Raw genomic sequence first — 21,515 nt, 5'->3', positions numbered from 1 at the left:
AAATAAACTCCTTGATTAGAATTAAATTAAGGGTTAGCGAATTATCTTTAATATTTCTGTCGTTTCTTTACATTCACTACCCATAATAACATTTTTTTCGAATTCAGTCAGCATTTTTTCAGATAAAATTTCTTGGCTATAGACCTTGGCAATAAGGTCTCCTTGAGTCACAAAATCGCCAACTTTCTTTTCAAATACAATTCCTGTTTCATAATTAAGACTATCTGACTTCGTAGCTCGACCTGCTCCTAATTGCATAGCAAATTTTCCAAATGCCATAGCAGGTAACTCTTTAATGTAACCTGTTTCATGAGCATGAATATCTGTCACGACAGGCGCACTGCTATAACGATAAAGATCGGTCAAATCACCACCTTGAGCTTGAATGAGTTCTTCAAACTTAGCAAGGGCTTTTCCACCCACTAAGTGCTGACGAATCTCTTCCTGGCTAGCTTCAACCTGAGCTAAATCTAATAGAATCTCAGCCAACTCACAGATAAAGTCAGTGATATCTTCACGTCCCTTACCTTGCATAATTTCAATAGCCTCTGTGATTTCTAAACGGTTACCAATAGCCTTACCTAGTGGCTGACTCATATCTGTAATAACTGCAATGGTTTCACGATTGACCTCATGACCTAGTGCAACCATGGTCTCAGACAACTTCTCAGCGTCAGACATATTTTTCATGAAAGCGCCTTGACCAACAGTAACATCCAGTAAAATCTTATCAGCGCCTGCTGCTATCTTTTTGGACATAACAGAGCTTGCGATTAGAGGAATGGAATCTACTGTTGCAGTGACATCACGCAAGGCATAAAGAAGTTTATCAGCCTTAACCAAATGCTCAGACTGACCAATAAGGGAAATCCCAATGTCTTTAACTTGCTGAATGAATTCTTCCTTACTACGCTCAACCTGATAGCCTTTGATAGACTCTAATTTGTCAATCGTTCCACCTGTGTGTCCGAGACCACGACCACTCATCTTAGCCACTGGAACACCAAAGCTAGCTACAAGCGGCATCAGAATGATGGTTACCTTATCACCAACGCCTCCGGTCGAATGTTTATCTACCTTAACACCTGGAATTTCTGACAAATCATATTGTTCGCCTGAAGCAACCATATCAGTGGTCAAATCATGGATTTCACGAATAGACATACCTTGATAATAAATCGCCATCGCCAGAGCAGCTATCTGATAGTCAGGTATTTCCCCAGACACATAGCCATTAATGAGATATGAAATTTCCGCTGTGCTTAACTCCCCACCATCTCTTTTCTTTTCAATTAAATCAACTGTTCTCATATTTTCTCACTTCTAAGGATATAATATCCTTTATCCTTTTTAACGACTTCAGCATTACCAAACACATCCTCCATCTTAGCCTTAGCTGACGGAGCACCTTGTTTTTTCTGAATAACAATAGTTAGGTTACCACCTTGATTAAGATAATCATATGCCTCCTCGATAACTTGATGAACCACCTTCTTGCCCGCACGGATAGGTGGATTAGAAATAATATAGTCAAAACTTCCTGTAACATTTTCATAGATATTTGATTGGAAGATAGTAGCTTCAACCTTGTTTCGTTGAGCATTTTGTTTAGCTAAATCAATTGCCCTACTATTAATGTCAATCATTGTCGCTTTGACTCCTTGAACCTTGGCTAAACTGATACCAAGAGGACCATAGCCACAGCCCACATCTAAAAGCGTTTTGCCAGCTTCCAAATCTAATGCACTCAAAAGCACTTGACTTCCAAAATCAATCATTTTTTTAGAGAAAACCCCAGCATCCGTATAAAACTGAAAACTTTCTCCTAATAAATTTACCTTTAAATCGTGAATATCGTGAGCCGCATCTGGCGTCTCAGCATAATACATTTTTGACATTATTTTTTTCCTTCTAGATAGTCATTTTCTTTATCGTATCATAAATACCAAAGTAAGGCTAGTAATATGACAAGGCTTACATTCAGGCTTTTTTTCTGCTATAATGTTAGCTATGTTAAATGAATTTATCAATTTCGAAACGATATCACGCAAGGAATGGCAACGCCTTCATAAAGAGGACAATGCCCCATTGACTGCAGAAGAACTGGATTCCATTCGCAGCCTTAATGATAAGATTGATGTGCAAGAAGTTAGTGACATTTATCTTCCTCTTATTAATCTCATTCGTATCTATCAGAAAACTGCCAATGATCTGACCTTTTCTAAAAGTATATTTTTACAAAAATCACAGACTAACCGTCCATTTATTATTGGGGTATCTGGTTCAGTTGCTGTTGGCAAATCCACTACCAGTCGTTTGCTTCAACTCTTGTTGCAGCGTACCTTTCCCCAATCCAATGTTGAACTTGTGACAACTGATGGATTTCTCTATCCTAACCAAGTTTTGAAAGAAAAAGACATCCTTAACCGTAAGGGTTTCCCTGAATCCTACGATATGCCACTCCTTCTCAATTTTTTAGATACTATAAAAAATGGTGGTGATGTCAATATTCCTGTTTACTCTCATGAAATTTATGATATTGTACCAGGACTTACACAAGAAATCAGACAGCCTAATTTTTTAATTGTCGAAGGGATTAATGTTTTCCAGAACCCTATTAACCAACGGCTCTACATGAGTGACTATTTCGATTTTTCTCTCTACATTGACGCTGAAGTTAATAATATTGAATCCTGGTATCTCGAACGTTTCCAAACTCTTCTTGAGCTTGCCAAAAAAGATGAAAACAACTACTACCATCGTTTCACTAAATTTAGTAAGGGTGAAGCTTTATCTTTAGCACAAAAAACCTGGCGTGATATCAATTTAGTTAACCTGGAAAATTATATCGAACCTACACGAAGCCGAGCCGAACTGATTCTTCATAAGGGAGACAATCATAAAATCGACTTCATCCACTTAAAAAAATAGAAAAAGCTTGCCAAGGGGCCTAAAATAACGTATAATGACATAGTTAGATAAATTTTGGAGGTGAAAACATTGGCAAATATTAAATCAGCTATCAAACGCGCTGAACTTAACGTTAAACAAAACGAAAAAAACTCAGCTCAAAAATCAGCTTTGCGTACTGCTATTAAAGCATTCAACGCTAACCCAACTGAAGAAGCTTACCGTGCTGCATCAGCTAGCATCGATAAAGCCGCTTCTAAAGGTTTGATTCATAAAAACAAAGCAAGCCGCGATAAATCACGTCTTGCAGCTAAATTGGCTAACTAATTGAAAGCTCCATTTAGGAGTTTTTTTATTACCTAAAAAACCTGCTAGCGTATCGTCTAGCAGGTTTTCTTTGTTAATTAAACTCCGGTGATTTTAACTTCAAAAATCGTTCCCTTTGGTTGATTATCTTTAACAACAATTGTTCCTTTAAGGGCTATAACAATTTGTTGCGCTAGGGATAAGCCAAGTCCAAACCCACCTTTTTGTCTGGTTCTAGCCTTATCTACGCGATAAAATCGATCAAAGATTTTCTTCTTATCACTATCTGATATTCCAGGACCATTATCAGCTACAGAAATATAAAGATGGCGATCGTTAGTGCGGACAGTAAAGGTAACATGTCCGTCATCTTCCGTATATTTAATAGCATTATCAAATAAGATGGTCATTAACTGTTTCAATAACGTTTTATCAGTCTGGATTGGACGACCAACTTGGTTTTGAGACGTGAAACCTTTCTCATTTTCTTCTGCAATCATGGCATAGTTGGTAAATACTGTATCAAAGAAAGCAGGTTCTAAGGTTTCGATTTCTGGTTTAATACCATCGTCACGACGAGCCAAGTTCAAGAGATTAGTCGTCAAAAGACGCATATTACGAACTTCATCAAGACTTGATGCAATATTCTCTGAATTATCTAAAATAGTACTCTCAGGCTTACGGAAAAGAACCTCTAACCTGTTTTGAATCACAGCAAGCGGTGTCCGTAACTCATGACTAGCATTTTCAACAAAAGCCTTCTGCTTCTCCAAGCTTTCCTGGATAGGACGTCTTGACCACTTAGCCAAATACATACTAGCCGCAACAGATAAGAGCCAGAAGAAACTCATCATGATGACAATGAGCTTAACATAACGTTCAGTAGCTTCTTCCAATTGAGTTGTATTAATCGCAATAACAAGGTACTTAGCATCAGGATAGAGGCTATTGTCTACTTTCTCAGTGATCAGACGATACTTTTCCGTTTGATCGAAATAATTCTGAGCACTTCCCTTGCTGATAACATCAATGTTATTTTTATCTATTGGTAAATTGGATAAGCTTGAAAATTTATCAACGACATTGAGGACTTTTCCATTCTTATCAAGTACCAAGACACTAGTATTTGCCGCAACAGATAAATCGTGAGGGGCATCTTCAATTTTTGATTTCTTCTTAGGTTCTTTCTTAGAGTCACTCGAGTCAGATGTTTCAGTTGTCGCCCCTTTAGTATCATAAGCCTGGTAAATGGTCGTCGTATTATTTTGATCTACCTCAGAAGTCAGAAAAAGTTCCCGTTTTAGCATTTCCATTTCTAAATAAGAATTGGTCTTAGTGGCTGCCATTTTCAGACTAGAGTCCACATTGGAATAAACGCCGTAACTCAGAATCTGTAAAATCATGACAGTCATGATAAGGAAAATACCAGAAAAAGTGGCAAAGAAATGAATGAACGACTTAAATCCGTCTGACTTGATTCTCCTAAAGAGATAATTGAAAAATTTAGTCAGCATGCTTCAAAATATACCCCACACTTCTCAAGGTTTGGAGGTTGGCAGCAAAGTCTGTTCCTTTAAGTTTCTTACGAATTTTAGAAACATAAACCTCGACAACTGATACCGTGGTATCACTATCAAATCCCCAAAGACGGTCAAAAATTTGTGACTTAGGCAAGATGACATTTTGATTTTGTAAGAAGTAAACTAATAAATCAAACTCTTTACCAAGAAGTTCTACTTCTTTATCCCCCACAAAGGTTGAATTTGTAGCAAGATTGACACGAACATCACCAAAAGAAAGTGTGTTTTGGTCAAATTTACCAGAGCGTTTCAAAAGTGCTTGAATACGCATCTTCAACTCTTCTAAATAGAAAGGCTTAGTTAGGTAGTCATCTGCACCAAGTTCAAAGCCGTGGCCTTTATCATCTAGACTTTCCTTAGCCGTCATGATAAGTACAGGAGTTGTTACACCTTTTTCACGTAATTCTCTAAGAACCGTGAAACCATCTTTTTCAGGCAACATAAGGTCTAAAAGAATCAAATCATAAACGCCACTTTCAGCTTCGTAAAGGCCTTCATCACCATCAAAGACTTGCATCACATCAGCAAAGTCATCTAAAAAATCAAAAACTGAGTTCGACAAACTCAAATCATCTTCTACTAGTAGTATTTTAATCATAGTTATCCCCCTTGTTAGGTGTCAAAGATACAAATAACACTTTGACTAAGTTTTATCATTATATCTAAAATAGACGTAATCATCTAGTGCTTTGATCTTCTTTTATTTAGCTTTAGTCTACTAAACTTTCCTTAAGCTTTTCATAACTCAAACAAAAAAACAGCACCAATAGGTACTGTTTTATATCGATATTTCTTTAGAACAAACCAACAGCTGTTCCATCTTCAGCTACGTCCATCTTGAGGGCTGCTGGTGCTTTTGGAAGACCAGGCATTGTCATGACGTCACCTGTAAGAGCTACGATAAATCCAGCACCTGTTTTAGGAACAAATTCACGGATAGTGATATCAAAACCTTCTGGTGCTCCAAGTAAGAATTGGTTATCTGAGAAGCTATATTGTGTTTTAGCCATACATACTGGCAATTTATCCCAACCGAATTCTGCAAATTGTTTGAGTTGGTTCTTAGCTTTTTTCTCGAAGACAACTGATTTACCACCATAGATTTCAGTAACAATCTTAGTGATTTTTTCTTCCAAGCTATCATCATCAGAATAAAGACGTTTATAGTCGGCATTACCATTTTCAACAGCATCAACTACTGCGTTGGCAAGGTCAATACCACCATCAGCACCATTAGCCCAAACGCTAGCCAATTCAACAGGAACATCGATTTCTGCACAAAGTTCTTTAAGGGCTGCAATTTCAGCTTCTGTATCAGCAACAAACTCGTTAATAGCAACGACTGCTGGAAGACCAAATTTACGAACGTTTTCTACATGACGTTTCAAGTTTGCGAAGCCATCACGAACGGCCTGAACATTTTCTTCAGAGAGGTCAGTTTTGGCAACCCCACCGTGCATTTTAAGGGCACGAAGTGTCGCAACAATAACAACAGCATCAGGAGTTGTTGGGAGGTTTGGTGTCTTGATATCAAGGAATTTTTCAGCACCAAGGTCAGCACCAAAACCTGCTTCAGTAATCGTATAATCAGCCAAACGAAGAGCTGTAGCTGTAGCTAGAACTGAGTTACATCCGTGAGCGATATTGGCAAATGGACCACCGTGTACCAAGGCTGGTGTCCCATAAATTGTCTGTACCAAGTTTGGTTTGATGGCATCTTTAAGAATAAGGGTAAGCGCACCTTCAATTTCAAGATCACCTACATAAACTGGTGTACGGTCATAACGGTAGGCAACTACAATGTTAGCCAAACGTTCTTTAAGGTCATTAATATCAGTAGCCAAGCAAAGAATCGCCATGATTTCAGACGCAACAGTAATATCAAAACCATCTTCACGTGGAATACCATTAAGTGGTCCGCCAAGACCAACATTTACATGACGAAGTGCACGGTCATTAAGGTCAACCACACGTTTCCAAATGATACGACGTTGGTCAATGCCGAGAGCATTTCCTTGATGAATATGGTTGTCAAGAAGGGCTGACAAAGCATTATTTGCTGTAGTAATAGCGTGCATATCCCCTGTGAAGTGGAGGTTGATATCTTCCATCGGAAGCACTTGAGCGTAACCACCACCTGCAGCACCACCTTTGATTCCCATAACCGGACCAAGAGATGGTTCACGAAGGGCAATCATTGTTTTCTTACCAATTTTGTTAAGAGCGTCTGCAAGACCAATTGACATGGTTGATTTCCCTTCACCAGCTGGTGTTGGGTTGATAGCTGTCACCAAAATCAATTTTCCTGGCTTATTGTCTTTGACTGCATTGATTTTATCAAATGACAATTTTGCCTTATATTTTCCGTAGAGTTCCAAATCGTCAAAGCCGATTCCAACTTTTTCAACTACTTCTGTGATTGGTTTTAATTCTACACTTTGAGCAATTTCGATATCTGTTTTCATGAGACACTCCTCTATATTTTTCTAGAATCTATTATATCAGAGTTTGATAAAAAACGCATTATTTTTGGTTAATTACTTTTCAATGTTCGGTTTTTGTTTTGTTATAAATCGTTATAACTTTAATTTATAGGGGTACGCCTCAAAAAAATACTTACTTTTATTTACTAAAGACCCAATTTTTAGTACAATACTACTATGAAAATTTTGATTACATCGGGTGGTACCACTGAAAAGATTGATGCTGTACGTGGAATCACAAACCATTCAACAGGTTATCTAGGAAAGGAAATCGCTGAACTTTTCTTGGCTAAGGGTCACCAAGTAACCTTAGTAACGACCAAGACAGCGGTTAAACCAGAACCGAAAGAAAATCTAAAGATTACAGAAATTACGAACGTAGAAAGTCTTCTCAAAAAGATGGAGCCACTCGTCAAAGAGCACGATGTTCTTATACATAGTATGGCAGTCTCTGATTATACTCCTATTTATATGACGGATTTTGCTGAACTGGAGGACACCGAAGATCTCGCTCAATTCTTGCATAAATCTAACACTGAAAGCAAGATATCATCGGCTTCTGATTATCAGGTTCTTTTTCTAAAAAAAACACCGAAGATCATTAGCCTCGTCAAACAATGGAATCCTGATATTCAATTGATTGGCTTCAAACTTTTGGTTAATGTAAGAAAAGAAGAGCTTTTTGAGGTTGCTCGTGCAAGTCTGAAACGCAACAAAGCTGATATTATTGTTGCCAACGACTTGAGTGATATTACTCCAGATCAGCATATTGCCTATCTTGTTGACGAAAAAAACGAGGAGAAAGTTACGACTAAATCTGCAATTGCTCAAGCTTTATTTGAAAGGATATGCCATGACTAAACGTATCATCCTTGCTGTTTCAGGATCAATATCCGCCTATAAAGCAGCTGATTTAACAAGCAGGTTAAAGAAAAAAGGTTATGACGTTCACGTCATTATGACTGAAGCTGCTCAAGCCTTTATCACCCCTCTGACACTTCAAGTCCTTTCGAAGAATCCTGTTCACACTGATGTCATGGAAGAAAAATTGGCTGAACGTATTAATCATATTGACTTAGGTAAAGAAGCTGACCTCTTTGTTGTAGCTCCAGCTTCAGCAAATACCATTGCCAAATTAGCACATGGTCTAGCCGATAATATGCTTACTGCTACTGCTTTAGCTTTACCTTGCACCACACCTAAACTAATTGCCCCTGCAATGAATACGAAAATGTATGAAAATCCACTGACTAAGAAGAATCTAGATACTTTGCATGACCTTGGCTACCAAGAAATTCTTCCAAAATCAGGTTTACTGGCTTGTGGAGATACAGGACGTGGTGCCTTAGCTGATATTGATGACATTATTGAATCCATTGACAATGCTTTAACAAAATAGCCTTGCATAGAATAAAAAGGAGTTTATGATGAATAAGAAAAATAAAGCAAACCAAACGGCTCAGTTATCCCTCTTGATAGCTACAATGGTTGTAATCGAAGTACTCAGTCAAACCATCTTTGCTGCTTTTGTACTTCCAATCAAACCAACCCTAACCCATATCCCAGTTATTATCGCTAGCATCGTCTACGGTCCTAAAATTGGAGCTTATTTGGGTGGCTTCATGGGAATTATGAGTATTATTCGAAACACTGTTATCTATACGGTTAGTAGCTATCTCTTTAGTCCTTTTGTTGAAGGGGGAACTTGGGCATCTGCAGTCATTGCCATCGTTCCTCGTATCCTGATCGGTATTTTCCCTTACTTTGTCTACAAATTACTTCAAAACCGTCTAGGTCTGGCTCTATCTGGGGTTTTAGGTGCTTTCACTAATACATTTTTTGTACTTCTTGGTATCTACTTCCTAATTCCTAACTTCTACACAGCAGGTGGCAAAACACTAATGGCAACCATTTTCACAACAAATTCGATTGCTGAAATGATTATCGCCGGCCTGTTAACTCTAAGTATCACACCTGTGTTATTAAGATTGAAAAAATAATAAAGAAAAAACATGGTGATTACCATGTTTTTTTCCTTTAATTATGGTATAATGTAAGCGTTTAAAAATATAAAGGAGATTGCTATGTCTTACACTGAAAATTATCAAAAATGGCTCGACTTTGCTGAATTGCCTGCTTACCTTCGTGATGAGTTGGTCGCAATGGATGAAAAAATGAAAGAAGATGCCTTCTATACCAACCTTGAATTCGGTACAGCTGGTATGCGTGGATTGATTGGTGCTGGTACTAACCGCATTAACATTTACGTTGTTCGCCAAGCAACTGAAGGTTTGGCTCAATTGATTGACTCAAAAGGGGAAGAAGCTAAAAAACGTGGTGTTGCTATTGCTTACGATAGCCGTCACTTCTCTCCTGAGTTTGCTTTTGAATCTGCTCAAGTTTTGGCTGCTCATGGTATCAAATCTTATGTATTTGAAAGCCTACGTCCAACACCTGAATTGTCATTTGCTGTTCGTCATCTCCACACATTTGCTGGTATCATGGTAACAGCTAGCCACAACCCTGCTCCATTTAATGGTTACAAGGTATACGGTGAAGACGGTGGACAAATGCCACCTGCAGATGCCGATGCTTTGACAGATTACATCCGCGCTATCGAAAATCCTTTCACTGTACAATTGGCTGACCTTGAAGAAAGCAAAGCTAACGGCTTGATTGAAGTTATCGGTGAAAATGTCGACGCTGAATACTTGAAAGAAGTGAAAGGTGTTAACATCAACCAAGACTTGATCAATGAATATGGTCGTGACATGAAGATTGTCTACACTCCACTTCATGGTACTGGTGAAATGTTGGCTCGTCGTGCTCTTGCACAAGCTGGATTTGAAGCTGTTCAAGTTGTTGAAGCTCAAGCTGTTCCAGATGCTGACTTCTCAACTGTTAAATCTCCAAACCCTGAAAACCAAGCTGCCTTTGCTCTTGCTGAAGAGCTTGGTCGCAAAGTAGACGCTGATGTATTGGTTGCAACTGACCCAGATGCTGACCGCCTTGGTGTTGAAATCCGCCAACCAGATGGTTCTTACCTCAACCTTTCTGGTAACCAAATCGGGGCTATCATTGCTAAATACATTCTTGAAGCTCACAAAACAGCTGGTACCCTTCCTGCCAATGCTGCCCTCTGTAAATCAATCGTATCAACTGAGTTGGTTACTAAGATTGCAGAAAGCTACGGCGCAACTATGTTTAACGTCTTGACTGGTTTCAAATTTATCGGTGAAAAAATTCATGAATTTGAAACACAACACAACCACACTTACATGCTTGGTTTCGAAGAAAGCTTCGGTTACCTCATCAAACCATTCGTACGTGACAAAGACGCTATCCAAGCTGTTCTTATCGTTGCTGAAATCGCTGCTTACTACCGTTCACGTGGCATGACTTTGGCAGACGGTATCGAAGAAATCTACAAACAATATGGTTACTTCGCAGAAAAAACTATCTCTGTTACCCTTTCAGGTGTTGACGGAGCTGCTGAAATCAAGAAAATCATGGATAAATTCCGTGGCAATGCTCCTAAACAATTCAACAACACAGACATTGCTAAGACAGAAGACTTCTTGGAACAAACAGCTACTACTGCTGACGGCGTTGAAAAATTGACAACTCCTCCAAGTAACGTGCTTAAATACATCTTGGCTGATGATTCATGGTTTGCCGTTCGTCCTTCAGGTACAGAACCAAAAATCAAATTCTACATCGCTACAGTTGGTGAATCTGAAGCAGATGCTAAAGAAAAAATTGCGAATATCGAAGCAGAAATCAATGCTTTCGTAGGCGAATAATATTTAAGACTTAGAGCTAAGCTCTAAGTCTTTTTTATACCGACAAAACTGTGATTGCGGAAGCAAGCTATCTTTTTTACTACTAGAACCAAGAAACCACCTATAGATTAAACTATAGGTGGTAGTTTTATGATTCAATTATAGAGCGCTAACTTGTGAATGATGCTTAAACAAGGAATGAGTAGCTTCGTGAATATGACGAGCAGTTTCTGCATTATTCATGGTGTAGAGGTGAACGCCTGCAACATCTTGAGTAACAAGGTCGACAATCTGGTCAATCGCATAAGCAAGACCTGCCGCTCTTAGTGATTCAGGATCGTGTTCATACTTATCCAAAATGGCACGGAACTTACGTGGCAAATGGATATTCTCACAAGTCTTAAGCAAACGTAGAGCTTGGTTACGATTCAAAATTGGCATAATACCCGCATGAATTGGTACATCAATTCCAGCCAAGGTACATTTATCTTGAAAATCATAGAAACGTTCATTGTCAAAGAAGAGTTGGGTTAAAAGACTAGAACAACCTGCATCAACCTTTTTCTTAAGGTTTTGGATATCAGAGATTTGATTTGGCGAATCCGGATGCCCTTCAGGATAGCAGGCTCCGATGATATCAAATTGAGGAGCTTCTTCCTTGATAAATTCAATCAAATCAGTGGCATATCTAAAGTCTTTAAGTGGTTCCACACCTGGAATGATATCGCCACGTAGGGCTAAGATACGGTGTACACCAACAGCATCCAAGTCACGTAAGGTATCAGCAACCTTTTCTTTACTCAAATAGATAGCTGGAAGGTGGGCAATCGTTGGGATAGCTAGGTCATTTTGAATATGATCCGCCAAAGGAACCGTCGTCTCTTTGATATTATATTTGTTATTACTAGCTGTCACACTGATAAAGTGTGGAGCCAATCCTTGCATATCCTCAAGAGCACGTAGAATTTTTTCATTACCTACTGCTGGGTTAGGTGGAAAGACTTCAAAAGAGAGTGATGGTGTTTGGCTTGTCATATTTTATACCTTCTTCTTTTTAGATTTTTGTTAAGACGTAAGCTGTTTTAAGTGCCTACTGACTTCATGAGTACAGTTAAACACTTGTTAATCATAGCCTGCTTGCAAAAATCTTTAGAACATTATTCGCTATTGAAAACCTTCTACACTTAAGGAAGAAGGCTTCAACATATAATAACTTCTGCTTACAAGTTTTCGCGAGCCGCTTTTGCAGCTTCTACAAGCTTGATTAAGCTTTCTTTAGTTTCTTTGATTCCGCGAGTCTTCAAACCACAGTCAGGGTTGATCCATACTTTACCGCTTGGTACTTTAGCCAAGATTGCTTCGATAGTGTGGTCAATTTCACCGTCTTGTGGGACACGTGGTGAGTGGATATCGTAAACCCCAGGTCCAACTTCTGTTTGGAAGTTTTGAGCTTTAAGTTCGTCCAAGATTTCAAGATTTGAACGGCTAGCTTCAAATGAGATAACGTCAGCATCCAAGTTGTCGATAGCAGGGATGATATCTGTAAATTCTGAGTAACACATGTGAGTGTGGATTTGTGTGTCTGGTGCTACAGTTGAGTGTACCAAACGGAAGGCTGGAATTGCCCAGTCGAGGTAATCCTCGTACCAGTCACTACGACGGAGTGGCAATTTTTCACGAAGAGCAGCTTCGTCAATTTGGATAATTTTCACGCCTGCAGCTTCAAGGTCAAGGACTTCATCTTTGATTGCAAGAGCAATTTGAAGAGTTGAATCCTTGATAGAGATATCCTCACGTGGGAATGACCAGTTAAGGATAGTAACAGGTCCAGTTAACATACCTTTAACAGGTTTGTCAGTACGGCTTTGTGCGTAGCTAGACCATTTCACAGTGATTGGGTTAAGACGAGTGACATCACCCCAAATGATTGGTGGTTTAACCCCACGCATACCGTATGATTGCACCCAACCATTTTTAGAGAAGAGGTAACCTGACAAGTTTTGACCGAAGTATTCAACCATGTCGTTACGTTCGAATTCACCGTGTACAAGTACGTCAAATCCAACTTCTTCTTGCCATTTAATCCATTCATCAGTGATTTCAGCAAGGAAAGCATCGTATTCTTCTTGTGACAATTCATTCTTACGGAAAGCCAAACGTTTCGCACGAACTTCCTTAGTTTGAGGGAATGAACCGATAGTTGTTGTTGGAAGCAAAGGAAGTTTGAAAGCATCTTTTTGAATCGCTTCACGTTCTGCAAATGCTGGCAAACGAGTGTAATCAGCTTCAGTCAAGCCTGCAATACGGGCACGAAGTTCAGCATTTTCACCAACACGCTCAGTCGCAAAGAGTTCTTTGTTAGCAGCAAGTGCTTCTGCACCTTGACCATTGCGGATGGCATCCAAGTCACGCAATTCACCCAATTTTTCAACCGCAAAGGCGAAGTGATCCAAAATAGCTGGTTCAAAATCTTCATTAGCGGTTGTAAATGGTACATGGAGAAGTGAGCAAGAGGTTGTCAAAACAACATTTTCAGCTGGAACTTGTTCAAGAATTGCGAGGCTCTTCTCATAGTTGTTACGCCAGATGTTCTTACCATTGACGATACCGGCATAGAGAATCTTATCAGCTGGGAAACCACCTTTAACCAATTCAAGTGTTTTCTTACCTTCAACAAAGTCAAGACCAATACCATCAACTGGCAAGTTCACAAGGTCATTGTAGACATCACGAACATCACCAAAGTAAGTTTGAATCAAAACTTCAAGGCCTTTCTTATCAGCCAAGAGCTTGTTGTAGAGGCTCAAGAAGAGAGCTTTTTCTTCAGATGTCAAATCTTTAACAAGAGCTGGCTCATCGAGTTGAATACGAGTAGCACCAAGCTCTGCCAATTTTGCAAAAACATCTTGGTATGCAGAAACAAAGCTATCTACGAAGTCTTCAGCTTTTACACCATCTTCAAAGTCAGACAATTGAAGGAAAGTGAATGGTCCAACCACAACTGGACGTGTATTAAGACCCAATTCTTTTGCTTCTTGGTACTCATCAAAAATCTTGTGACCAGCAAGTTTAACTTCTGTTGTTTTTTCAAATTTAGGAACGATGTAATGGTAGTTAGTATTAAACCATTTTTTCATAGGAAGGGCACGAACATCCCCTTTTTCACCTTGGTAACCACGCGCCAAAGCAAAGTAACGTTCAAGATCTGTCAAATCCAAGTTTTGAACAGATTCAGGTACGACGTTGAAAAGGAAAGCTGCATCAAGGAAGTTATCGTAATGTGAAAAATCATTTGAAGGAATTTCAGTGATACCCTTCTCTTTAACAATATTCCAGTGTTTTGCACGCAAGTCTTTGGCTGCTGCTAAAAGTTCATCTGCAGTAATTTCATTTCTAAAGTATTTTTCTGTTGTAAATTTTAATTCGCGGAATTCACCCAAACGTGGGAAACCAATGATAGTAGTTGACATCTTGTGTCCTCCTCTTTGTTGTTGAACTTATCTTACCAAAGAAATGGGGAGCTGTATAATTGCTATTAGTTTTCTCTATATATAGTTTTAGACTATACCCTATAAAATAAAGGGTTTCCGACTTCTGTTATCTCCTTTTGCTTAGATATTGTTATAGCTAATAACTATATATTGACTTACTAAATCCCTTTTTATATCAAAAAATCCCTAGACTTTTGTCTAGAGACTCTATTATTTACTAGGATCAGAACACTAAGCTCTATAAGTGCTCAGTACCCTCTCTTGAAGCCAAGATGATGTATAAGACATATTCTCACTATTGTAACTATTCCAAATAAAATAACCAAAAACTGCCAAGACTAATAAGAAACAAATTCCCAAGACGGCTAACCATATGATTTGTTTCTTTAAGCTATCATACTCACTCATATAGCCATTATGAAGTTTAATGAGTTCATTTCTTTTTTTGTTACTTGACTCTTTAGCAATAGCTATTTCTAGTTCGTACATCTGGTGCTTCCATGAATTCTTAGAAGTGCCTTTTTTCATTTTATTGTTTGAAAGGTTGCTGTTGCCTTTCTCAAAGTTATTTTTTTCAGTCATATTTCCCTCTAAAATCTTCTTTTAGTCCCTATCATTATAACATATGTAAAACTGTCTGAAAAGTTCATTTTTGGTTAAAATTTTGAGAAAGATAATTAAAACATGAAAAAGAACCAGAGGGAAACTTCTTATGTTATACTCTAAGTATGCATAAGAAAACTGTTATTGATTTTAAAGAACTTGGTGTCAGACAAATCTTTACAGACGCCATTAAAGAACTAAAAACAAAGGACATTAAGGAAGTCAAACCCCTTTTAGATGAACTCGAAGCCTATCAAAATGAAGGTTATTATGCAGTAGGTTATGTTTCCTATGAAGCAGCCCCTGCCTTCGAGACAAAATTTCAGGTTATTGATGGTCCATTAATGTCAGAGTATCTCCTCTACTTCACTATTCATGAAACTGTTCAAACAGAGCCTATTCCACTTACTTATGAGCCAATTTCCCTACCAGAATCTTGGCAAGAGCTAACTTCTGCAGAGGAATACAAGGCTGCTATTGAGCAAATACACCACCATATTCGACAAGGTGATACTTATCAGGTTAATTATACTGTTCAACTTCAACAGAAGCTGACAGCTGATCCCTTTGCCATCTATAACCGATTGGTTGTTGAGCAAAATGCACATTACAATGCCTTTATTCAGCACGATGATGTTTCTATCATTTCCATAAGTCCAGAACTCTTCTTTAAAAAAGATGGTGATAGACTGACCACTCGTCCAATGAAAGGTACCACCAATCGTGGTTTAACAACTGAAACTGACCTCAAACAAGCCCATTGGCTAGCTCAGGATCAGAAAAATCGCTCTGAAAATATGATGATTGTCGATCTACTTAGAAATGACATGAATCGTATTTCAAAAATAGGAAGTGAAGATGTCAAGAGCCTTTGCCAAGTTGAACAATACTCTACGGTTTGGCAAATGACTTCAACTATTGAGACGCAACTCCTACCAAATAGTCGTTTAAATGATGTCTTCCAAGCCCTTTTTCCATGCGGATCGATTACAGGTGCCCCAAAAATAGCAACCATGGAGATTATTAAGAAGGTTGAAAAACAGCCTCGAGGTGTTTATTGTGGAGCTATTGGTATCTTGGTGCCACAGGGACCTAGTATTTTTAACGTGGCCATTCGGACACTACAAATGGAAGGAACCAAGGCTATCTATGGTGTCGGAGGAGGTATTACCTGGGACAGCAACTGGGAAGCTGAATATGAAGAAACAAAGCAAAAAGCTGCTGTTCTATACCGTCAGAACCCCAAATTCGATCTCATTTCAACTGGTCGTGTCCATCAAGGAAAACTGTTATTTCTTGAGGAGCATATGAAACGCTTGCAAGAGAGTAGTCGCTACTTTGACTATCCTTTCAATGTGGAAAAAGCACACTATCAAGTCGAAATTCTGTGCCAATCACTAGACTTTGACAAAGATTACCGTCTTAAAATGTCACTTGCAAAAGATGGTGAACTGCAGTTTGAACATACCCAATTAACAAACTTATCCAATGACTTCTGCCAAGCAAGGTTAGTTGAGCAAAGGCATCCGTTGGATAGCCCCTATACCTTCTTCAAAACAAGTTACCGTCCTCACCTTAGTATCGAACCTCACGAACAAATCTATTATAATCATGAGGGGCAACTCCTAGAAACCTCTATCGGTAACATTGTGCTTAAAATCGAGGACCAACTCTACACACCACCCGTTCACCTCGGCCTCTTAAATGGCATCTACAGACAAAGCCTAATTGCTGATAATAAGCTTAAAGAAAAAGTCTTGACCGTAAAAGATATGGAACAGGCTCAGGCCATCTACGGATGCAATGCGGTGAGAGGCTTGTATGAATTGAAGGTGGAAGGATAGAATTATATTTAACGAAAAAATACAAGTTTTTTGTTCTCCCCTACTCTTGCTAAAGACAAAAGAAACTTCAATATTCTATTGGTAAAAAATCAACAATTTAATAGTAAAATAAAGTATAATACTTACTGATAGTTATTCAGTTATCGTGACTGTAATGATAAGTTTTTTGGCTTATAATTTACTAGCCTTAAAATTCAGTAATAATTTAGAAAGGATACAAACCTTAAATGAAAAAATTTAAAGGCTTGACTTCTGCTGAAGTTCAAGCAAGTAAAAACGCCCATGGCGATAATAGGCTCTCTAGTAAAGAGGCTAACTCGCTCCTCTCAATCTTTATCGAAGCCTTCCAAGATCAATGGATTCTTATCCTCTTAGCTGCCTTAGGATTAAAAATCATCTTCAACTTTGTTGGAATGATTTTCCCTGCTATTGGTGAAGCCAATTGGTATGAGGCTATCTCACTAATTTTCGCCATTTTGATGTCTACAGGATTCTCAGCAGTCTCACAATACCGAAATGAGCAAAAATTCAACACTCTTCAAGAAGAGGCTTCAAAAACTAATGCTAAGGTTTATCGTGATGGTAAACTTAAAGAAGTTCTTGTTGATGATATTGTAAAAGGTGATCAAATTCTCCTTCAATCAGGGGACAAGATCCCAGTTGATGGTATCATCTTGGAAGGTGAGTTAAAAGTAAACCAAGCTGTCCTTAATGGTGAAAGTGAAGATGCTAAAAAACTTCCACTTGGTGATCAAGCAGAGCCAGACTCTTCCGACCTCTTTACAGAGCTCAAAGTCTTCCGTGGTACAGTTGTTACTTCAGGTGAAGCCGTTATGGAAGCTACACAAATTGGTGATAATACCGTTCTAGGAAGCATCAATACTTCTCTTCAAGAAGATAGTAAAGATTCACCATCCAAAGAAAAACTCAACAAGCTTGCTGGAAACATCGGTGTCCTCGGTTATAGTGCAGGTGCTGCATATTCAGTAATCAACCTTGTTTTAGGCTTTATTGCCCTTAATAAGGCTAATAACCTCAATGGTGGTTCAATCTTCCTTCTTATCATTGAAACGATTCTCTTTGCGGTTACAATCATCATCATGGCTGTTCCAGAAGGTCTTCCAATGATGTTGGCACTCGTTTCTTCAATGAACTCAGGACGACTTTTAGCTCAAAATATCCTGGTTCGCCATCCTGATACCATTGAAACAGCCGGATACATGAATATCCTCTTCAGTGATAAGACTGGTACTATCACTGAAGGTAAACTATCTGTAGTTGACTTCTTCCTTGCTGATGGAACACTTTATGCAGCTACTGGTGAAACTGACGCTCCTGATTTTGACACAATGTCAGATAGCCTTAAAGCTGAAATGATTAATGGTATCGGTCTTAATAACGACGCCATGGTAGCTGATGGCAGTGCTGTTGGTAGTAACGCCACTGACCGTGCACTTCTTGATTTCCTTATCGGACGTTCTCAACTTGATTTTGATACAAATACAATTACTGAGAAACAACAATTCAACTCAGCAACAAAATTTGCAAGTGTAACGACTAATAATGGAAAAACCTACATCAAAGGTGCTCCAGAATTCATCCTAAATGACTGCTACTACTATCTTGATAAAGATGGTAATAAACAAAACTTTACAGATGATATTAAAGCTCGCTTCCAAGATTTATCATTGGAACAAGCTAACCGTTCAATGCGTTTGCTTGCTATCCTAAATACAGATGGTAAAGATAAAGTCTTGATTGGTATCGTATGTATCCGTGATAACGTTCGTTCTTCAATTAAACAAACTGTTGAAACAATGAATTGTGCAGGTGTTCAAGTAGTTATGGTAACTGGTGACCGTAAAGAAACCGCTGTTGCTATCGCTAAAGAAGCCGGTATCGTTACTGGTCAAAATGACCTTGTCCTTACTCACGATGAACTTTCTGCCCTTTCAGATCAAGAACTTAAACAACAATTGCCTCACTTAAAAGTGGTCAGTCGTGCCCTTCCAATGGATAAAAAACGTCTTATTGAGGCAGCTCAAGACCTCGATATGGTCGCTGGTATGACGGGTGATGGGGTCAATGACTCACCTGCCCTCAAATCAGCTGATGTCGGATTCTCAATGGGTGATGGTACTGAAGTCGCACGTGAAGCCTCAGATATCGTTATCTTGAATAACTCATTGACTTCTATTGAGAAAGCTGTCCTCTATGGACGTACTATGAGTAAGTCAGTAAGTAAATTCATTATCTTCCAATTAACCGTTAACGTGACTACAATTGCTATGTCACTTCTCTCACCACTTTTGGGCCTCAAAGAACCATTTACAATTATCCAAATTCTCTGGATTAACCTTATCATGGACACACTTGCTGCCCTTGCCTTTGGTGAAGAGCCTACCCTAGATCGTTACATGAATGAAAAGCCAGTTGCTAAGAAGGCAAATATTCTTACTGGCTATATGAAATCTGCTATTGGTGTAGCTAGCGTCTTCATTACTCTTGTATGTTTAGCTATTCTTAAAAATGTTGGTGGTATCCAAGGCTTTATCACAAATGGAACTGGCAACTTTGAAATGGTAACAACATTCACCTTTACAGTATTTATCTATGCTGTCATTTTCAACTCACTTAATACACGTAGTAATGGATTCAATGTTTTTGAACATATCGGCGAAAACAAGAAATTCTCAATTGTAATGATTTCTATTGCTGTCGTTCAAACCTTGATTATTCAATTCGGTGGTAAAGTATTTAGTACCGTTCCAATGGACGTTCAACACTATATCGTTGCACTTCTTATCGCGGTTTTGATCATCCCTGCAGATTTAATTCGAAAAGCTCTAACTAAAAACAAATAACTATCTGTTTAACGTATTATAAAACTTAAAAGGATAAAAAGGATTGGGATAACTCCCAAACCTTTTTTAATAATTTCCGAAGGTAATACCGTGGAAAGATCATAACATAAAAAGGCTTTAACAAGCCTTTTTGATTTATTAAGTAACACTACTTAAATTGACTAGGAGTCCCTGTATAACCTGCCCAATCCTTACTATAAAAGCGGTCGTTCAAGTTATAGCTAGGTGCAGGTGTTGGATTACTTACAAATGGATCAACAGCCTTGTCAAAGGCTACCCACCCTTTCCATCCCATATGAATGGTGTCTTGCATAAAGTAAGGTTGATCTCCATCTTTTGAGAAGTCTGCAATATTGGTAAAGCCTTGACTTTCCAATTGATAACGGATTTTAGAAACCGTAGCATCATACATTTCTTGACTAAGTCCCGTATAAGCCATCCACTTGCTATTAACAGGTGGGATGACAAAAATGACATTAGTATTTGACTTAGCAAATTGATTTAGCACCAACTGTAGGTCACCGTATTCTTGTGAAACTTCATAAGAAAGATTTTTCTGGAAACCTTTAAGTTTACCAATCTTCTTAGACAAACGTTTCTTATAGAAACGGTCATCGATACCAAAGTCGTTTGACTTAGTATGAGCTTCTGCATCTCTTACAGCAACCTGATCAAGTGCCTCATAAGAGAGCTTGTCTGGCAACTCTTTAAGATAAGGAAGAACTTTCTTCTCGTAATTAGCGTTATTTGATGCTGCTAAAGGACTAAACAAGGCATCTTCTCGCTTATTAAGCTCTGCCATAAATTGAATATAAGTCTTATCAAGTGAATTTAACTCTTGCCCCTTAGCCACTTTAGAAAGTTGAGATTTCATAGTAATCTCAGGCTTCATCTCTAAGATACGCTGAGCAGCATATTGAGAATTTGCATCCGTCTGATTTTGACTTAAGAAACTACTAAGTTGGTCGTTATTGTAGAACTGCTGGAAAGCCGCAGAATTGTAACCTTTTTTAGTAAACCACTGTGGTGACAAGACGTAGACTGCTGTCCCATTTTTCAATTCAGGAATCATTTGTTGCATTCCCAAATATTGGTTTAGAGAGGCAGCCCCACGTTGTCCAATAAAATATGGGCGATAGTTACGGTCGTATTTTTCAGCTAAAACAGCTGGATGAAGGGCATCAAAACGCAACCACTCACTAGACCCAAAGAAAGGGACAAATCGATGATTCTTATCAGAAAGAGCTGTCGTCTTATTAATACGGCTCTTAAAGTTCTCAGTTGTCAAGGTTACTGCGTTACGTTTTTCAACCTCATAATTATGTTTTCTGCCTTGAGGGTAGGAAAAAATAACTACTACTACCAAGACTAAGGCACAGATTATAGGGCCAAAAATTTGCCATAAACGCTTAAGCATTGCGAAGCTCCGTTACCCCTTCAACAATCTTATTAGCTGTGTTCCAGTCATCACGACCAAATTCTGAAACTGGCACACGAATATCGAAACGTGATTCCAATTCAACGATAAGCTCAACTGTTCCCATAGAATCAAGAACACCAGCATCGAAAAGGTCTTCATCCATCATGTCTGAAACATCTTCCATGAAGAGTTCATCAATAATTTCAATAACTTCTGATTTTACATCCATTTT

Annotated in this window: 18 protein-coding genes; 8 read left to right on the top strand and 10 right to left on the bottom strand. The window is 38.6% G+C overall.

The features are described from left to right. Positions 1-33 precede the first annotated feature (33 nt). Both ACT170_RS04970 and ACT170_RS04965 read right to left on the bottom strand, forming a co-directional pair. On the bottom strand, positions 34-1,311 hold the full coding sequence (locus ACT170_RS04970) for a pyrimidine-nucleoside phosphorylase (protein ID WP_444818106.1): 1,278 nt from the start codon (positions 1,309-1,311) through the stop codon (positions 34-36). Then, entirely contained in the window at positions 1,308-1,898 is a 591-nt protein-coding gene (locus ACT170_RS04965; RefSeq protein ID WP_045768632.1) for a class I SAM-dependent methyltransferase, read from the bottom strand. Before ACT170_RS04965 ends, ACT170_RS04970 begins: the two co-directional genes overlap by 4 nt. A 112-nt stretch (positions 1,899-2,010) precedes the next feature. Here ACT170_RS04965 and coaA point away from each other — a divergent pair, with 112 nt between their 5' ends. Next, a complete protein-coding gene (coaA, locus tag ACT170_RS04960; RefSeq protein ID WP_104021193.1) occupies positions 2,011-2,931 on the top strand; it encodes a type I pantothenate kinase in 921 nt (306 codons plus the stop codon). A 69-nt stretch (positions 2,932-3,000) separates the two neighbouring features. Continuing rightward, entirely contained in the window at positions 3,001-3,237 is a 237-nt protein-coding gene (gene rpsT / locus ACT170_RS04955; protein WP_004182129.1) for a 30S ribosomal protein S20, read from the top strand. Between the two features lie 77 nt (positions 3,238-3,314). Here the strand turns inward: rpsT and ACT170_RS04950 are convergent, their stop codons facing one another. From ACT170_RS04950 to ACT170_RS04940, 3 genes are all read right to left on the bottom strand, one after another. Then, complete coding sequence (locus tag ACT170_RS04950; RefSeq protein WP_084869337.1) at positions 3,315-4,730, bottom strand: sensor histidine kinase; 1,416 nt, start codon at positions 4,728-4,730, stop codon at positions 3,315-3,317. Further along, positions 4,720-5,394 carry a response regulator transcription factor gene (locus ACT170_RS04945; protein WP_073688405.1) on the bottom strand — a complete coding sequence of 225 codons (675 nt, stop codon included), beginning with the start codon at positions 5,392-5,394 and terminating at the stop codon, positions 4,720-4,722. The genes ACT170_RS04950 and ACT170_RS04945 overlap by 11 nt, the downstream gene beginning before the upstream one ends. Before the next feature lie 196 nt (positions 5,395-5,590). Continuing rightward, a complete protein-coding gene (locus ACT170_RS04940; RefSeq protein WP_037600835.1) occupies positions 5,591-7,261 on the bottom strand; it encodes a formate--tetrahydrofolate ligase in 1,671 nt (556 codons plus the stop codon). Between the two features lie 195 nt (positions 7,262-7,456). Between ACT170_RS04940 and ACT170_RS04935 the strand changes: the two genes are divergently transcribed. From ACT170_RS04935 to ACT170_RS04920, 4 genes are all read left to right on the top strand, one after another. Next, positions 7,457-8,140: a phosphopantothenate--cysteine ligase gene (locus tag ACT170_RS04935; RefSeq protein WP_084869336.1), complete on the top strand. Its 684-nt coding sequence runs from the start codon at positions 7,457-7,459 to the stop codon at positions 8,138-8,140. Beyond that, a complete protein-coding gene (coaC, locus tag ACT170_RS04930) occupies positions 8,133-8,678 on the top strand; it encodes a phosphopantothenoylcysteine decarboxylase (RefSeq protein WP_084869334.1) in 546 nt (181 codons plus the stop codon). The genes ACT170_RS04935 and coaC overlap by 8 nt, the downstream gene beginning before the upstream one ends. 28 nt (positions 8,679-8,706) lie before the next feature. Next, on the top strand, positions 8,707-9,279 hold the full coding sequence (locus tag ACT170_RS04925) for an ECF transporter S component (RefSeq protein WP_021144028.1): 573 nt from the start codon (positions 8,707-8,709) through the stop codon (positions 9,277-9,279). Positions 9,280-9,363: 84 nt separating this feature from the next. Further along, positions 9,364-11,082, top strand: a complete 1,719-nt coding sequence (locus tag ACT170_RS04920; RefSeq protein ID WP_073687951.1) for a phospho-sugar mutase — start codon at positions 9,364-9,366, stop codon at positions 11,080-11,082. 138 nt (positions 11,083-11,220) lie between these two features. On the opposite strand, the gene metF is transcribed toward ACT170_RS04920, so the two are convergent. The 3 genes from metF to ACT170_RS04905 form a co-directional block, all read right to left on the bottom strand. Continuing rightward, complete coding sequence (gene metF / locus ACT170_RS04915; protein ID WP_004182090.1) at positions 11,221-12,096, bottom strand: methylenetetrahydrofolate reductase [NAD(P)H]; 876 nt, start codon at positions 12,094-12,096, stop codon at positions 11,221-11,223. A 185-nt stretch (positions 12,097-12,281) separates the two neighbouring features. After that, positions 12,282-14,531: a 5-methyltetrahydropteroyltriglutamate--homocysteine S-methyltransferase gene (gene metE / locus ACT170_RS04910; protein ID WP_444818105.1), complete on the bottom strand. Its 2,250-nt coding sequence runs from the start codon at positions 14,529-14,531 to the stop codon at positions 12,282-12,284. A gap of 252 nt (positions 14,532-14,783) precedes the next feature. Further along, the gene (locus ACT170_RS04905; RefSeq protein WP_155212135.1) at positions 14,784-15,134 is read right to left on the bottom strand and encodes a hypothetical protein; all 351 of its coding nucleotides are present in this window, start codon (positions 15,132-15,134) and stop codon (positions 14,784-14,786) included. A 146-nt stretch (positions 15,135-15,280) separates the two neighbouring features. Between ACT170_RS04905 and pabB the strand changes: the two genes are divergently transcribed. Together pabB and ACT170_RS04895 are read left to right on the top strand one after the other, a co-directional pair. Next, positions 15,281-16,999: an aminodeoxychorismate synthase component I gene (gene pabB, locus ACT170_RS04900; RefSeq protein WP_444818104.1), complete on the top strand. Its 1,719-nt coding sequence runs from the start codon at positions 15,281-15,283 to the stop codon at positions 16,997-16,999. A gap of 227 nt (positions 17,000-17,226) precedes the next feature. Then, positions 17,227-19,863, top strand: a complete 2,637-nt coding sequence (locus tag ACT170_RS04895) for a calcium-translocating P-type ATPase, PMCA-type (RefSeq protein ID WP_410537117.1) — start codon at positions 17,227-17,229, stop codon at positions 19,861-19,863. Positions 19,864-20,011: 148 nt separating this feature from the next. On the opposite strand, the gene dltD is transcribed toward ACT170_RS04895, so the two are convergent. Both dltD and dltC read right to left on the bottom strand, forming a co-directional pair. After that, positions 20,012-21,280 (bottom strand): D-alanyl-lipoteichoic acid biosynthesis protein DltD, encoded by a 1,269-nt coding sequence (gene dltD, locus ACT170_RS04890; protein WP_049545442.1) that lies wholly within the window; start codon positions 21,278-21,280, stop codon positions 20,012-20,014. Next, on the bottom strand, positions 21,273-21,512 hold the full coding sequence (gene dltC, locus ACT170_RS04885) for a D-alanine--poly(phosphoribitol) ligase subunit DltC (RefSeq protein WP_002891149.1): 240 nt from the start codon (positions 21,510-21,512) through the stop codon (positions 21,273-21,275). The genes dltD and dltC overlap by 8 nt, the downstream gene beginning before the upstream one ends. Between the last annotated feature and the right edge of the window lie 3 nt (positions 21,513-21,515).

The sequence above is a fragment of the Streptococcus sp. cx1 genome (genome assembly GCF_052384325.1).
GTDB lineage: Bacteria > Bacillota > Bacilli > Lactobacillales > Streptococcaceae > Streptococcus > Streptococcus salivarius_G.
Note: the sequence above shows the minus strand (reverse complement) of the source record. Positions and strands in the feature narration are given on the sequence as shown.